14 protein-coding genes and 1 riboswitch are annotated in these 14,023 nt (G+C 75.1%); of the genes, 6 read left to right on the top strand and 8 right to left on the bottom strand.

Annotation, left to right across the window (positions count from 1 at the left end):
• Positions 1-55: 55 nt before the first annotated feature.
• The 3 genes from Q5530_RS27335 to Q5530_RS27325 form a co-directional block, all read right to left on the bottom strand.
• A complete protein-coding gene (locus tag Q5530_RS27335; protein WP_415365655.1) occupies positions 56-3,046 on the bottom strand; it encodes an ATP-binding protein in 2,991 nt (996 codons plus the stop codon).
• 231 nt (positions 3,047-3,277) lie between these two features.
• Complete coding sequence (locus Q5530_RS27330) at positions 3,278-3,937, bottom strand: extensin family protein (protein ID WP_380631484.1); 660 nt, start codon at positions 3,935-3,937, stop codon at positions 3,278-3,280.
• Positions 3,934-4,770: a hypothetical protein gene (locus Q5530_RS27325; protein WP_415365653.1), complete on the bottom strand. Its 837-nt coding sequence runs from the start codon at positions 4,768-4,770 to the stop codon at positions 3,934-3,936. The genes Q5530_RS27330 and Q5530_RS27325 overlap by 4 nt, the downstream gene beginning before the upstream one ends.
• Before the next feature lie 161 nt (positions 4,771-4,931).
• A riboswitch (ZMP/ZTP riboswitch) is annotated at positions 4,932-5,018 on the top strand.
• Between the two features lie 28 nt (positions 5,019-5,046).
• Here Q5530_RS27325 and glyA point away from each other — a divergent pair.
• A complete protein-coding gene (gene glyA / locus Q5530_RS27320) occupies positions 5,047-6,303 on the top strand; it encodes a serine hydroxymethyltransferase (RefSeq protein ID WP_415365651.1) in 1,257 nt (418 codons plus the stop codon).
• Positions 6,304-6,505: 202 nt separating this feature from the next.
• Here glyA and Q5530_RS27315 read toward each other — a convergent pair whose 3' ends face one another.
• The 3 genes from Q5530_RS27315 to Q5530_RS27305 form a co-directional block, all read right to left on the bottom strand.
• Positions 6,506-6,994: a DUF6194 family protein gene (locus tag Q5530_RS27315; protein ID WP_415365649.1), complete on the bottom strand. Its 489-nt coding sequence runs from the start codon at positions 6,992-6,994 to the stop codon at positions 6,506-6,508.
• Between the two features lie 139 nt (positions 6,995-7,133).
• Complete coding sequence (locus tag Q5530_RS27310; protein ID WP_415365648.1) at positions 7,134-7,931, bottom strand: Clp protease N-terminal domain-containing protein; 798 nt, start codon at positions 7,929-7,931, stop codon at positions 7,134-7,136.
• A 79-nt stretch (positions 7,932-8,010) separates the two neighbouring features.
• Entirely contained in the window at positions 8,011-8,937 is a 927-nt protein-coding gene (locus Q5530_RS27305) for an alpha/beta fold hydrolase (RefSeq protein WP_415365646.1), read from the bottom strand.
• A gap of 259 nt (positions 8,938-9,196) precedes the next feature.
• On the opposite strand from Q5530_RS27305, the gene Q5530_RS27300 reads away from it, so the two are divergent.
• The gene (locus tag Q5530_RS27300; RefSeq protein ID WP_380631494.1) at positions 9,197-9,565 is read left to right on the top strand and encodes a hypothetical protein; all 369 of its coding nucleotides are present in this window, start codon (positions 9,197-9,199) and stop codon (positions 9,563-9,565) included.
• Positions 9,562-9,975: a roadblock/LC7 domain-containing protein gene (locus tag Q5530_RS27295; RefSeq protein ID WP_380631495.1), complete on the top strand. Its 414-nt coding sequence runs from the start codon at positions 9,562-9,564 to the stop codon at positions 9,973-9,975. The genes Q5530_RS27300 and Q5530_RS27295 overlap by 4 nt, the downstream gene beginning before the upstream one ends.
• 11 nt (positions 9,976-9,986) lie before the next feature.
• Here the strand turns inward: Q5530_RS27295 and Q5530_RS27290 are convergent, their stop codons facing one another.
• On the bottom strand, positions 9,987-10,268 hold the full coding sequence (locus Q5530_RS27290) for a glycoside hydrolase family 13 (RefSeq protein ID WP_415365644.1): 282 nt from the start codon (positions 10,266-10,268) through the stop codon (positions 9,987-9,989).
• Positions 10,269-10,555: 287 nt separating this feature from the next.
• On the opposite strand from Q5530_RS27290, the gene Q5530_RS27285 reads away from it, so the two are divergent.
• Positions 10,556-11,551 (top strand): ankyrin repeat domain-containing protein, encoded by a 996-nt coding sequence (locus Q5530_RS27285; protein WP_415365643.1) that lies wholly within the window; start codon positions 10,556-10,558, stop codon positions 11,549-11,551.
• 81 nt (positions 11,552-11,632) lie between these two features.
• Here Q5530_RS27285 and Q5530_RS27280 read toward each other — a convergent pair whose 3' ends face one another.
• Positions 11,633-11,917 carry a hypothetical protein gene (locus Q5530_RS27280; RefSeq protein WP_415365642.1) on the bottom strand — a complete coding sequence of 95 codons (285 nt, stop codon included), beginning with the start codon at positions 11,915-11,917 and terminating at the stop codon, positions 11,633-11,635.
• Between the two features lie 129 nt (positions 11,918-12,046).
• On the opposite strand from Q5530_RS27280, the gene Q5530_RS27275 reads away from it, so the two are divergent.
• Positions 12,047-13,303: a glycosyltransferase gene (locus Q5530_RS27275; RefSeq protein ID WP_415365641.1), complete on the top strand. Its 1,257-nt coding sequence runs from the start codon at positions 12,047-12,049 to the stop codon at positions 13,301-13,303.
• A gap of 92 nt (positions 13,304-13,395) precedes the next feature.
• Positions 13,396-14,007, top strand: coding sequence for a TetR/AcrR family transcriptional regulator (locus Q5530_RS27270; RefSeq protein ID WP_415365639.1), 612 nt, complete (start codon positions 13,396-13,398; stop codon positions 14,005-14,007).
• Positions 14,008-14,023: the final 16 nt, after the last annotated feature.

Raw genomic sequence — 14,023 nt, 5'->3', positions numbered from 1 at the left:
GCCGCGGCCCCCTCGTCACCGGTGCGACGGTGGCCCCTGCGCCAGGCAGGGGTCCTCACCGGTGCGGCGGCGGCCCCTCCGGCAGGCCGGGGTCCTCCCCGGTCTCCACCAGCCGCCGGGCCAGGTCGCGCAGCTTGGTGTTGCGGCGCTGCGAGGTGGTCACGAGGTGGTCGAACGCCGCCTGGTCGGTCAACCGGTGCCGCTCCATGAGGATGCCGACCGCCTGGCCGATGACCTGGTGGCTGCGCACCGCCTGGCGCAGCTGCCGCTCCACGTCGGCGTGCTCGGCGGCCCGCCCGGCCCGGTCCAGGGCGGTGGCCAGGTTCGCGGCCAGCACGTCGGCCAGGATGCGCTCGTCCGCCCCGACCACGCGCGGCCGGGGGAAGGTGACCCAGAACCGCCGCCCGCCGGCTTCGAGCAGCAGACCGGGCACGGGGGAGCGGCTCGGCGCGGTGGGCACCGCGATGTCCGCCCCCAGCGGCACCACCTCGCCGCCGAACACCTCGCCCAGGCCGGCGATGACGGTCTCCAGCAGCTCGCCCGGGTCCAGCAGCGAGGCGAGCCGGCCGGCCAGGTCCACGGCGGTGGCGCGCCGGGCCCGCGCGTCGTGGTCCCGGGTGACGTCGCGGACCGTGCCGACCACCAGCTCCCGGTGCTCGCGCTCGTCGGCCACGGTGCCCGTGGTCACCACGACCCGCGCCACACCGCCGTCCCGCCGGCGGAACTCCACCTCGTCGGTCGGCCGCGCGGGCTCCCTCCCGCCGGGCAGCCAGGGCAGCGGCGGGGAGTAGGGCGCGTCGGCCGGGCCCCAGCCGGTGATGCGCTCGAACGCGTCGTTGACCTCCAGCACCACCCCGAACGCGTCGGCGATGAACACCCCGTCGTGCAAGGCGCCCACCACGGCGGTCTGCCACGCGGCGTCCCGGGTGCGCTCGGTGGCGCGCGCGAGGTTCGACCGCAGCCGGGCCACCAGGTCCACCGAGGAGAACGGCTTGACCAGGTAGTCGTCCGCGCCCGCGGCCAGCCCTTCGGCGGCGGCCTCCTCGCCCGCGCGGGCGGACAGCAGCACCACCGGCAGGTGCCGCGTCGCGGGGTCGGCGCGCAGCTCGCGCAGCAACCCGAAACCGTCCAGGCGCGGCATCATCACGTCGGCCAGCACCAGGTCGGGCGGCCTGCGGCGGACCCGGTCGAGCGCGTCCTCGCCGTCACCGGACAGCTCCACCGCGAAGTGCCCGGCGAGCAGGTCGCGCAGGTAGTCGCGCAGGTCGGCGTTGTCCTCGGCGACCAGCAGCCGCGGCCGGTCCCCGTCGGCGGTCGGCGGCGCGCCGGCGGGGGCGGTCCAGGTCAGCGCCTCCTGGAGGTAGGGCGCGACGGCCTCGCCCGCGTCGTGGGGCGCGTCGTGGGGCGCGGCGGCGGGCGCGCCCTCGCCGTAGGGCAGCAGGACGGTGAACACCGAGCCGCGACCGGGTTCGGACTCGACCCGGACCGAGCCGCCCATCAGGTCCAGCAGCTGCGCGACCATCGCCAGGCCGATGCCGCTGCCCTCGTGCGAGCGGCCGTGCGCGCCGCGCACCCGGTGGAACCGCTCGAACAGCCGGGGCAGCTCGTCGGCCGGGATGCCCACGCCGGTGTCGGCGACGGTCAGCCGCACGTGCCCGTCCCCGCCGCACAGCTCCAGCCGGACGCCGCCGGCGAGCGTGTACTTCACCGCGTTGGACAGCAGGTTGAGCACGACCCGGTCCCACATGTCCCGGTCCACGCGCACCGGTCGCGGCAGCCGCGGGCAGTGCGCGGTGAACGCGAGGCCGACCCGCTCCGCGGCGGGCGCGAAGTTGACCGCCAGGTCGCGGGTCGCCGCGGCCAGGTCGACCGCCGCCGGTTCCGGTTGCAGCCGGCCGCCCTCGACGCGGGCGAAGTCGAGCACCCCGTTGACCAGGCGGCGCAGCCGCTCGGCGTTGCGCCCCACCAGCTCCAGCCGGGCCCGCTGCACGGCGGGCAGGGGGTGCTCGGCGTCGGCGAGGGCGTCCTGGACGGGACCGGTGATCAGGGTCAGCGGGGTGCGCAGCTCGTGGCTGACGTTGGCGAAGAACGCGGTCTTGGCGGCGTCCAGCTCGGCCAGGGCCTGGGCGCGGCGGCGCTGCGCCTCGTAGGCGCGGGCGCCGCTGATCGCGGTGCCGACGTGGCCCGCGATCAGGTCCGCGAACGAGCGGTAGTCGGCGTCGAACGGCCTGCGCTCGCTCAGCCCCACCACCAGCACCGCGCTCGGCCCCGCCGCGCCGGGCTCGACCACCGGCGTCGCGCGCACCCGGTCGAGCACCCGCGTCCGCCCGGTGGCGGCGACGTCGGCGACCAGCTCGGCCACCTCGCCCACCGGTCCGGTGGACGCCGCCCGGCGCGGGCCCGCCTCGTCGACCAGGTGGATCTCGGCGAACCGGACGTCCTCGGGGTGCCTGCCGAGCACCGCGGCGGCCCGCGCGCACGCCTCGTCGACGTCGGTGGTGTCCACCAGCTCGGCGGCCAGCGCGCCGAGCGTGGCCAGCCGGCGGGCCCCGACGACCTCCTGGGTGGTCTCGGTGACCGCGCAGAACACGCCGCCGGTGGCGCCGGTCTCGTCCGCGATCGGGCTGTAGGAGAACGTGAAGTAGCACTCCTCCAGGAACCCGTTGCGGTCCAGCGGGAGCAGCTCGTCCCGGGACCAGGTCGCGCCGCGGCCCGCCAGCACGCCGTGCAGCATCGGGCCGATGACGGGCCAGATCTCCGGCCACACCACCTCGGCCGGCGCGCCCAGCGCCGCCGGGTGCTTGGAGGTGCCCAGGATCGGCCGGTAGGCGTCGTTGTAGATCATCACCAGGTCCGGGCCCCACAGCAGCACGAGGGGGAACCGGGAGGACAGGCAGACGTCGACGGCCGTGCGCAGGCTCTGCGGCCACCCGCTCCTCGGTCCGAGCGGACCGGCCGCCCAGTCGAAGTCGCGGACCAGCCGTCCCGCCTCGCCGCCCGCGGCCGGGACGCCGCGCGCCCGGTCGGGGTCACCCGGTGCCGTCACCAGCGAGCCTCCTCAACCCCTTGTCACCGCAAGCACAAGGTATAGGGCAGGAGGGTGGGGGCCGCATGATGAACCGGGGAATCGGACCACCGGTCCTCGGTGGGTTCCACGGCAGGTCCGGAGCGCGGGTGCGAGCGCGGGTGCGAGCGCGGGTGCGAGCGCGGGTGCGAGGGGGTGCCGCCAGGAGGGGGAGCACCCGGCCCGGGGTCGCGCCCCCGGGCCGGGTGCTGCTCAGAACGCCTGGTTGGCGAAACCGCGCCGGGCCGCCGCGGACAGGAACGACTGCCACGCCGCGCTGCTGGAGTGCGGGTCGCCGGTCACGCCCAGCCGCGACCTGGCGGTGGTGAACGCGCTCTGCGTCTTCGGGCCCCAGATGCCGTCCACGACCAGGCCGGAGCTCATGAAGTTGTTGCACAGCGCCTGGACGAACTTGGTGTCGCTCTCCGACCCGGTCACGCAGCGGACCGGCAGCCCGCCGAAGTCGGAGTGGATGTGGTCCTCGTGGGCGGCGTTGTACCAGCCGTCCAGGGCGAACCGGAACCGCCGTCGGCACACCGCGTCCACCGCCAGGTACCGGCGGCGCGTGGCCAGGGTGCCGGAGGCGTGCTCGCGGTCCAGCGGCGAGCAGGTCTGGCCGCCGCTCCACCGCACGTGGTCGAGGTCCATCGCGGTGCCCGCGCCGTGCTCGCCGGGCTTGTTGACGTAGAAGCCCGCCGACACCAGGTAGGTGATGCTGCCGTAGGCCGACGACAGAGACCGCAGGTCCCGCATCCACAGCACCAGGGTGTCGTAGAACCCCTGGGTCACCTGCCAGTTGCGCAGGGTGGTGTTGCCGCGGCCGGACCGCCAGTAGTAGACGGGGGTGCCGTCGATGCGCTGGAAGGTGATCATCGGGTCGCCTCCGCGGTGATCAGGCGGCCACCGGCCAGCCAGGCCGAGCGGGCGCCCACGACGCCCAGCGCCTTCGCGTCCGCGGGCACGGCAGGCTGCCGCTGACCCGCGTCGAGCACACCGGTCAGCGGCGTGGCCTCGACCAGTTCGTTGCCGACCCAGTGCACGCCGCCGCCGAGCGAGGCCAGGGCGCGCACCGCGACCCCGTCCAGCCGGGGCCGGGCGGTCCAGGAGACGCCGTCGCGCGAGGTGTGCAGGACGGTGCCGGCCTGGTCGACCGCCGCCGCCACCCAGCCGTCGGCGGTGCGGGCGACCGCCGTGGCGGCCAGGCCGTCGGTCCACTCCAGACCGCGCACGGGCACGGTCGCCCAGCCGGACCCGGTGCGGCGGGCCGCGATGCGGACCACGGAGGCCCGCTCGGTCTTGACCACCGAGCCGAGCGCCAGCCCGCCGCCGACGGCGGTGAACTCCGAGCGCACGCCGTGCAGGCGGCGCGCCTCGCGCCAGGTGGTGCCGTCGGTGGACTCCCAGATCGCGGCGGTCGGGTCGGCGCCGCCGAGCGAGCCGACGGCGACCAGCCGGTCACCGTCGGCGGCCACGTCCACCAGGGCCGCGCTGCCGAGGCCCCGGGTGATGCGCACCGAGCCGCGCTCGTCGAGCAGCACCCACTGGCCGTCGGTCCACGTGAGGAGGTGAGGGTTTCCGTCGGGGGCGAGCAGGGCGCCCGCGGTCTTGCCCGGCGCGGCGGCTGCCGCCGTCGCGTGGGCCGGTACTGCGGTGACGAGTGCCGTTGTCGCGGCGGCACCCAGCACGAACGTTCGCCGATCGAGCACGTCAGTCCTTTCGGGGCAGGGGGAAGTGCTGACGTGGCACAGGGCCGGTTGGAAGATTTCCAACCCTGAGTATTGGGTTGGGCACGGGGGAGGGCAATGGACCGTTCCGCCCAATGCGTCCACGGAAAAGGCGTGACGTGAACGCGGGAGCGGGTAGGATCGGCGCCGTTCGCGACTGGCGTGTCGAGGGTGGGACGGACCACCGGGGAGCGTGAGGCCGGAACGCACCGCGCGCCTGGGTGCCACGGCAGCGCCCCCGCGCGCGTGGAGGACGTCGTGCACGACCCCGCCATCCCGTCCCTGACCGGAGCCGATCCCGAGATCGCCCGCCTGGTCCAGGCCGAGGCCCGCCGCCAGTTCGAGAAGGTCCGGCTCATCGCCTCGGAGAACTACGTGTCCACCGCGGTGCTGGAGGCCACCGGCTCGGTGCTGACCAACAAGTACTCGGAGGGCTACGCGGGCCGCCGGTACTACGAGGGCCAGCAGGTCGTCGACCCGGTGGAGGAGCTGGCCGTCACGCGGGCCAGGACCCTCTTCGGCGTCGACCACGCCAACGTCCAGCCCTACTCCGGCTCACCGGCCAACCTCGCCGTGTACCTGGCCTTCCTGGAGCCCGGCGACACCGTCATGGGCATGGCCCTGCCCGCGGGCGGCCACCTCACCCACGGCTGGGGCGTCTCGGCCACCGGCAAGTGGTTCCGCAGCGCCCAGTACGGGGTGCGGAAGGAGACCGGCGTGGTGGACCTGGACGAGGTCCGCGACCTGGCCCGCGCCGAACGCCCGAAGGTGATCTTCTGCGGCGGCACGGCCATCCCGCGCACCATCGACTTCCCGGGCTTCGCCGAGATCGCGCGCGAGGTCGGCGCGGTGCTGGTGGCCGACATCGCGCACATCGCGGGCCTGGTCGCGGGCGGCGCGCACCCGTCGCCGGTCGGCCACGCCCAGGTCATCACCACGACCACGCACAAGACCCTGCGCGGCCCGCGCGGCGCGATGGTGCTCAGCGACGCCGAGCACGCCAAGGCCGTGGACAAGGCCGTGTTCCCGGGGTTGCAGGGCGGTCCGCACAACCACACCACGGCGGCGATCGCGGTGGCCCTGGGTGAGGCGCTGGACCCCTCGTTCGGCCTGTACGCGCACGCGGTCGTGCAGAACGCGCGGGCGCTGGCCGCCGCCCTGCTCGACCGCGGGTTCGACCTGGTGTCCGGCGGCACGGACAACCACCTGGTCCTGCTCGACCTGACCGGCAGGGGCGTGGGCGGCAAGCCCGCCGCCAAGGCCCTGGACCGGGCCGGGATCGAGGCGAACTACAACACCGTGCCGTTCGACCCGCGCAAGCCCTTCGACCCGTCGGGTGTGCGCCTCGGGACGGCCGCCGTCACCACGCGCGGTCTGACCGAGGAGCAGATGCCGCGCGTCGCGGAGTGGATCGACCGCGCGGTGGCCGCGATCGGGGACGAGGGGGAGCTGGACCGGATCGCCGGTGAGGTGGCCGAGCTGATGTCGGGTTACCCGATGCCCGGCTGGGCCTGAGGTCGCGGGTGCGGGGCCGAACGCGGCCCCGCACCGGCTCGCGCGGTCGTGCTCCGGTGGAACGAGTGGGGTGCTCCAGCGGGGTGTTCCCGGGTTCCGGCGGCGTGTTCTCCGGCTCTCGCGGCGGACTCTCGGGTTCCGGCGGCGGGCTCTCGGGTTCCGGCGCGCGGGACCGCCGTGGCCGAGCGGTTCTCGCCGCGCGTCAGCCCTCCGGGTCGGCGGCGTGCCCGGACCTCGCGCGCCGGACGTGGTTGGCGTGCTTGCGCGCGGCGAACCCGTGCGCCTCGGCCAGCAGGGGCCGCAGGGTCTCGAACGTCGCCCTGCTGGGCATCACCACGCACACCCAGTGCTGGGAGGCGTAGACCGGGTGCGGCACCAGCCGGTCCCGCTCGGCGTGGTCGTACCCGGTGTCCAGGACGTGGTCCTCGTCGCGCCGCGTGGGCGGAGCGCCGAACAGCGATGTGTAGGTGGCTTTGGTGAGCCCGATGTTGAGCCGGTAGGCGCCGGGGTGGTCCAGGTCCGACACCCGGTCGTGGCGGTCGCCGGTGACCAGGGTGGCGAAGGGCGTCTGCCGCTCCGGCGGCAGGTCCCGGTCGGGGTCGTAGAGGAAGTACGCGTCGCCGTCGCTCTCCAGCGCGTTGACCCCCTCGAACGTCTCGCTGATGTACCGCTGCACCTCACCGGCTTCCATGCTTCAAGTGTTCCATTGAACTGCTTTGTGAGGCTTCGGGCGGAAAGCACCAGGAGCAGCGGTCGAAACCTTCAAACCGGGGAGAAGGGCGGCTGCGCTTCCCGGCCTCCGGTGCCCACCGGTACGCCCCCGACGACGGTCAGCCCGCGCCCAGCCGGGCGTAGTGGACCGCGTCGGCCAGCCGCGCCACGTCCTCGCGGAAGGTCTCGTGCCGGACCGGGACGCACCCGGTGCCCGGCAGCCGGTCGGCGGGCAGCTCGGCCCCGTCGACCAGCACCGGGATCACCGGCACCGACCGCGTCCGCGCCGACTCGACGTGGTCCAGCACCGCCTCGGTCGGCGCCCACCCCGGCCCGACCACGGCCAGCAGCACGTCGCACCGCGCCACGTCGTCCACCACCGGCAGGCCGATGTCCCCGAGCCGGTCCGCGATCCGGCCCGCCACGTGCAGGTCCTGCGGCGGGTGGCTGAGGAACAGCCGCGCGGGCCCCCAGGCGGGCGGCAGCTCGATCCCGGCCAGCACCGCGAACGCCCGGTCCCGCACCTCGTCGGCCCGCACCCCGCACCGGGCCAGCACGTCCAGCGCCAGGCCCTCCTCCTCGGTCAGCAGGCCCAGCAGCAGGTGCTCGGTCGTGACCTGCCGCCGGCCCAGCGCGAACGCCTCCCGCACCGCCGCCGCCAGCGCCCGCTTCGCGCCCGGCGTGAACGGCAGGTGGCCGGGCACCCGCGCGGTGCCGCGCCCCTCCACCCCCCGGACGTGCTCGCGGCAGCCGGGCAGCGACAGGTCGAACGACGCCAGCACGGACGCCGCCGCACCGCCCTCGCCCAGCAGGCCGAGCAGCAGGTGCCCGGTGCCGAGGGCGGTGTGGTTCAACCCCCGCGCCTCCCGGAGCGCCAGCGCGGAGACGCGGCGCGCCCCCTCCGTGAACCGATCCACCGTCAACCCCTCGCCACCGCTTCGGGCACGCCCTCCGCGCTCGGGCTGTCACCAGACCATCGCACGGAGTTGCCGGGTGTTACCTGAACCTGTCGGTGGCCCGAACCCTGGCCGCGGTCATGGCGTCGTTCCCGCCGTGGTCCGTGGCGGGGATCATGACCAGCTCCGCGTCCGGCCAGGCGTGCGTCAGCCGCCAGGGGACCCCGGTGAGGTTGCCCAGGTCCAGCACCCCTTGAACGATCACGCCCGGGATGCCCGCGAGCCGCGACGCCCGGTCGAGGACCAGCCCGTCGGGCACCCAGGACCCGTGGGCCCAGTAGTGCGTGACGATCCGGGCGAACGCCAGCCGGTACTCCGGGGAGTCGAAGCGGCTCGGGCCGCTCGGCGGCGGCACCACCGCGTCCTCCCACCGGCACCACTCGTCGGCGGCGGGCTGGTGCACGGCCGGGTCGGGGTCGAGGAGCAGGGCCAGGTAGGCGGCCGACAGGTCGTCGCCCTCGGGGGCGTGCGCGCGGAACCGGGCCCACGCCCCGGGGAACATCGGGGCGAGCCCCTTCGTGAGCAGGTCGGTCTCCTCGCGCAGGCCGACCGCCACGCCGGCGTGCACCATCCCGCTGACCCGGTGCGGGTACCGCACGGCGTAGACCAGGGCGAGCACAGACCCCCACGACGCGGCGAACAGCAGCCAGCGGTCGATGCCCAGGTGTTCCCCCAGCCGCTCCACGTCGGCCAGCAGGTGGTCGGTGGTGTTGGTGGACAGGTCCACCACCGGGTCGCTCGCGTGGGGCGTGCTGCGCCCGCAGTTGCGCTGGTCGAACTGGACGATCCGGTACGCCTCCGGGTCGAAGAAGCGGCGCGCCCGGGTGGTGGAGCCCGCGCCCGGCCCGCCGTGGACCACCAGGGCGGGTCTGCCGTCCGGGTTGCCGCTGACCTCCCAGTACACGCGGTGCCCGTCGCCGACGTCGAGCATCCCGCTGTCGTGGGGTTCGATCTCCGGGTACAGCACGACCCACCTCCTCGTAGAGATACAACAGTGCTGTTACGTTAACCCGGTCGGACCCGGGAGGGGAGCGGATATTCGGGCGCGCCCCAGGATGCCGGTCCCACCCACGGACCTGGGCCCTACCTCCGAATGGAGCAGTGATCTCCGCGCTTCTCGTAACTTTTCGCTGTTTTCATCGGCCGCGTAAGGAACTGGTCGCCCGTTCGCCCGAAGCCTGGGTTACCGTGCGTGTCGATCAGGTGGTCGACTGGAGGTCCGGCGGGTGAACATCGACGAGATGCTGCGCGAGGCGATGTCCGTGGAAGGCGCGGTCGGCGTGTCGCTGGTCGACTACGACAGCGGCATGACGCTGGGCGCGCAGGGCGGCAACGCGCTGCTGGACCTCGAAACCGCCGGCGCCGGCAACACCGAGGTCGTGCGGGCGAAGCTGCGCACCATCGCGGCCCTCCAGCTGGACGACACGATCGAGGACATCCTCATCACCCTCCAGCGCCAGTACCACATCATCCGGCCGCTGACCGAGACGCACGGCTCGCGCCTGTTCCTCTACCTGGTGCTCGACCGCGCCCGCGCCAACCTCGCCCTGGCCCGGCTGCACCTGCGCCGGATCGAGCAGGCCCTGGTCGTATGACCACCGACCGCGTCCAGATCCGCCTCCAGGACCCCGAAGCCCTGGGTGAGCTGCTCGGCCGGGTGCGCGCGGACGTCGCGGGCGTGGCCGGCCTGGTGGTGACCAGCCGCGACGGGATCGTGGTCGCCGCCGACCTCGACCCCGGCACCCCGAACCCCGGTGACGCGGCCGACCAGTCCGCCGCGATGGCCGCCGCCTCGGCGGGCATCGGCCAGCGCTTCGTCCAGGCGTCCGACCACGGTCGTCTCCAGTCCGTGGTGCTGGAGGGCGAGCGGGGCTGCGTGGGCGTGCAGCCGCTGAGCGGGACGTTGCTGCTGGTCGTGCTCGGCTCGCGGGACACGGTGATGGGGCGCTTCACGGTCGCGGTGAAGCAGGTGCTCAACCGCCTGCTCGCCCCGACGACCGACTGAACCGGGGCTGCTCAGACCTCGATCGTGATCACCCCGCCCTCACCGTCGACGTGCGGGACGTCGTCGTCGTCGAACCAGTGGCCGTCGGCGGCGAGGTAGCGGAAGCGGTGCGTGCCCGGCGGCAGGACGAGCGCCACCGTGCGCGTGCCGTCGCGGCGGGGGATGAGTTCGTGCACGCCGGGCGTCCAGTCGTTGAACGACCCGACCACGCTGACCGGGCCGTGCGGGTCGTCCAGCGGCAGCGAGAAGGTCACGTGGCGCTTGCCGCCGAACAGGCGGGTGCTGCGGAGCATCGCGGTCCCTGCGGGTTGATCTTGCTGGAGGCGCTGACAGCTTCCCCGCGATGGGCCGGTGTTTCAAGTGGACGGTCACACGTCCGGGTGAGGGGGCTCGGGACGGGGTCCGGTTCCCCGAGTCGGAACGCCTGCCTCCGGGTGACCCCGGAGGGCGCTATGCTCGGTGGCGCGCCGCCGGGCGCGTCCGGTCCGCGGGCAGGGAGCATCCCACCGGCACCGGAGCACCGCACCAGCCGACGGACCTCCGCCCGCCACGCGGACACGGGCAGCAGGAGAGGTTCGCCGTGCCCGACCTTCCCCCTCGGCCGTCCTTGGCGCACCTGCGCAAGCGGGCCAAGTCCCTCAAGCGCGACCGCGCGATCCCGCTCGCCGCCGCGCAGCGCGAGTTGGCGCGCTCCTACGGCTTCCCCAGCTGGCCCAAGCTCGTCGCGCACGTCACCGCGTCCGAGGAGGACGCCTTCTACCACGCGTGCGAGCAGTCCGGCACCGCCCTGCTCGACGCGCTGCACCGACCGGGCTTCGAGCGGATGGTCAACCACAAGCTCGACTTCGAGGACGCGGCCGGCCTGCGCTGGTTCCTCGACCGCGGCGTGGACGTCAACGCCCACCGCTGCCTGCACCACGCCATCGGCCGCGGCCGGAGCACCGCGGTCCTGCGGATGCTGCTCGACGCGGGCGCGGACGTGAACCTGCCGTGGGACCGCTGGGACGTCGGCCGCCGCCCACTGGCGCTGGCCGCCCGGTGCGGGCACCTCGCCGCGTACGACCTGCTGCTGGCGCACGGCGCCGAGGCGTCGCTCGACCCGGTGGACGAGGCCGTGCTCGCGGTGGCGCGCGGCGGGTCCACCCGGCTGCCGCGGGCGCCCGCGCCGGTGCTCGGCACGCCCGACGGCGACGACTTCGGCTGGGTCGTCGGCCAGTTCGCCGCCCTGGGCCGGGTGGAGGTGGTGCGGTCCCTGCTCGACGCGGGCAGGGCCGTGGACACCCGGGGCTGGAGCGGGTTCACCCCACTGGACCAGGCGGCGATGAACGGCCGCGTCGAGGTGGTGCGGCTGCTCGTGGCGCGGGGCGCGGACCTGGCGGACAAGGCGTTCGACGACGACGGCCCGACACCGCTGGACTGCGCGCTGTGGGGCGTGCGCCACAACCGCGCGGCCGACGGCGACTACCCGGCGACGGTGGCGGTGCTCGTGGCGGCCGGCGCGCCCACCGGGCACACCGCCCCGACCGGGGACCCGGAGGTCGACGCGGTGCTGGCCGCCGCTTTCGGACCCCGGTGACCCCCGGGGTGGTCGGCTCGAAGCCGATCGGCCTTCGGCGGCGCGTCCACCCCTACCCGGCTCTGCGCGCCGGTCACGCCGTTACGCCGTCACGCCGGAGCCGGGCGGTCGAGCGCGTCGAGCCGCCCCTGCACCGCCTCGGCCTGCTGGGTCGAGCCCCTGCTGCCGGAACAGCTCGCGCGCCTCCTGCCACACCGCGCGGGCCTGCCACACCGGTTGGTCGAGGGCGCGGAACAGGTCCAGGGCGAGCCAGGCCTGCTCCAGGGCGCGCCGGTCGTCCCCGCGCAGCGCCCAGGCCCGCGCGAACTCCCGGTGGGTGTGGGCCCGGTGGTGACGACGCGACCGGATCGGGCGGGGACAAGGCAAAAGCGAGGAGATCGCACTCCTCGCCACTTCTAACTTATAGCGCACAGGGGGTCTTGCGGCAAGACCCCGGTCGTGGCGCAGAATCGCCGCCCGAAGCCAGGAGCTGCGAAAAGAACGGGGAGTCGCGGAGTGCGGGTTTTGTTGATGTCGTACGGGTCGCGCGGGGACGTCGAGCCGCCGGTGGGGCTCGCGGTGGCGCTGCGCGAACTCGGTGCGGAGGTCCGGGTGTGCGCGCCGCCGGACTTCGCGGGGCTGCTGGAGGAGGTGGCCGTGCCGCTGACCCCCGTCGGCTGGCCGATCCGCGCGCTGGCGACGGGCGCGGTCCCCGGCAAGGCGCGGGCGACCCTGCCCGACATCGCCGCGGCGCTGACCGCCTCGGCCCACGAGGCGGTCAGCGCCGCGGCCGGGGGCTGCGCCGCGGTGGTGGCCACCGGCTCGTTCCCGGCCGCGGCCGGGGCGCGGGCGGCGGCCGAGCGGCTGGGGATCCCCTACGCGTTCGCGTCCTTCTCCCCGTCCTTCCTGCCGTCGCCGCACCACCCGCCGGCCGTGTGGCCGGGCCAGGCGGTCCCGGCGGGCGAGACCGACAACCGGGTGCTGTGGGAGCTCAACGCCGAGCACATGGACGCGCTGTTCGGCGGGATCGTCAACACCCACCGGGCCTCGGTCGGCCTGCCGCCGGTGGAGCGGGTCCGCGACCACGTGTTCACCGGCCACCCGTTCCTGGCGGCGGACCCGGTCCTGGGCCCGTGGCGGGCGACGGCGGACCCGGACGTGGCGCAGACCGGCGCCTGGACCCGGCGGGACGGGCGCCCGCTCCCGGCCGAGGTGGAGGCGTTCCTGGCCGCCGGGGAGGAGCCGGTGTACGTCGGGTTCGGCAGCATGCCGATGCGGGGCGCGAGCGCGGAGGAGCTGTCCCGGGCCGTGGTCGGGGCGGCGCGGGCGCGGGGGCGCCGGGTCCTGCTCGGCAGCGGGTGGGCCGGCCTGGCGCCGGTCGACGGGCGGGACGACTGCCTCGTGGTCGGCGAGGTCAACCAGCAGGAGCTGTTCCGCCGGGTGGCCGCGGTCGTGCACCACGGCGGCGCGGGCACGACCACGACGGCGGCGCGGGCCGGCGCGCCCCAGGTGCTGGTGCCCCAGGTCGCGGACCAGCCCTACTGGGCGGCGCGGGTGGCCGCGCTGGGCATCGGCGTCGCGCACGACGGCCCGACGCCGACCTCCGACTCCCTGTCGGTCGCGCTCGACGCGGCCCTGGCCCCCGGGGTCCGGGCCCGCGCGGGCGCGGTGGCGGGCACGATCCGCACCGACGGGGCGGCGGTGGCCGCGGCCCTGCTGCTCGACGCGGCCGAGCGGGGCGAACCCGTCACCGGCCACCTGGTCACCGGGTGAGCGCGTCGGTCGGGTTCGCGGGAGAGTCGGATCACAATCGTGCAGTCCCTGCAAAGTTGCAGTGAGTGCATCTTTTTCTCTAGTCTGATCGAGTGAGCAAGGCGGCGGGTGAGGGTCTCCGCGACCGCAAGAAGCGGCAGACCCGCGAGGCGCTCAGCCGCGCGGCCGTCCACCTGGTCGCCGAACACGGGCTCGACGGCGTGACGGTGGAGGACATCAGCGCGGCGGCGGACGTCTCGCCGCGCACGTTCTTCAACTACTTCGCCGGCAAGGAGGAGGCGGTCCTCGCCCCCGACCCGGAGACCGGTCCCCGGCTGCGCGCGTCCGTGCTCGCCCAGCCGGCCGGGCTCTCGGCCGCCGAGGCCGTGCGCGAGGCGCTGCTCGCGGAACTCGGCGCCGAGGTCAACGAGGACCGGGAGTTCTGGACCCGGCGGATGTCGGTGGTGCAGCGGCACCCCGTCCTGCTGGCCGGGGTGCTCGCCGGCGGCGAGCAGGTCGAGCGCGAGGTCGTGGCGGGCATCGCCGAACGCGTCGGCCTGCCCGTGGACGCGACCTACCCGATGCTGCTCGCCGCGGCCGCGGGCGCGGCCTTCCGGGTCGCCGTCGCCCGCTGGTCCGCCGACGGCTCCACCCCGCTGCCGACCCTGCTCACCGAGGCCCTCGACCTGCTCGTCACGGGCCTCGCCAACCCACCGCAGTCCTGAAGGAAGAACACCGGGG

It is taken from the genome of Saccharothrix sp. BKS2, assembly GCF_047689505.1.
Taxonomy (GTDB): Bacteria; Actinomycetota; Actinomycetes; order Mycobacteriales; family Pseudonocardiaceae; genus Actinosynnema; species Actinosynnema lopnurensis.
Note: the sequence above shows the minus strand (reverse complement) of the source record. Positions and strands in the feature narration are given on the sequence as shown.

What these genes read in the sequence shown, in the direction of transcription:
- Q5530_RS27295 (WP_380631495.1), top strand. Translation starts at nt 9,562, where the DNA reads ATGACCACCGACCGCGTCCAGATCCGCCTCCAGGACCCCGAAGCCCTG.
- Q5530_RS27330 (WP_380631484.1), bottom strand. Translation starts at nt 3,937, where the DNA reads ATGATCACCTTCCAGCGCATCGACGGCACCCCCGTCTACTACTGGCGG.
- Q5530_RS27290 (WP_415365644.1), bottom strand. Translation starts at nt 10,268, where the DNA reads ATGCTCCGCAGCACCCGCCTGTTCGGCGGCAAGCGCCACGTGACCTTC.
- Q5530_RS27315 (WP_415365649.1), bottom strand. Translation starts at nt 6,994, where the DNA reads ATGGAAGCCGGTGAGGTGCAGCGGTACATCAGCGAGACGTTCGAGGGG.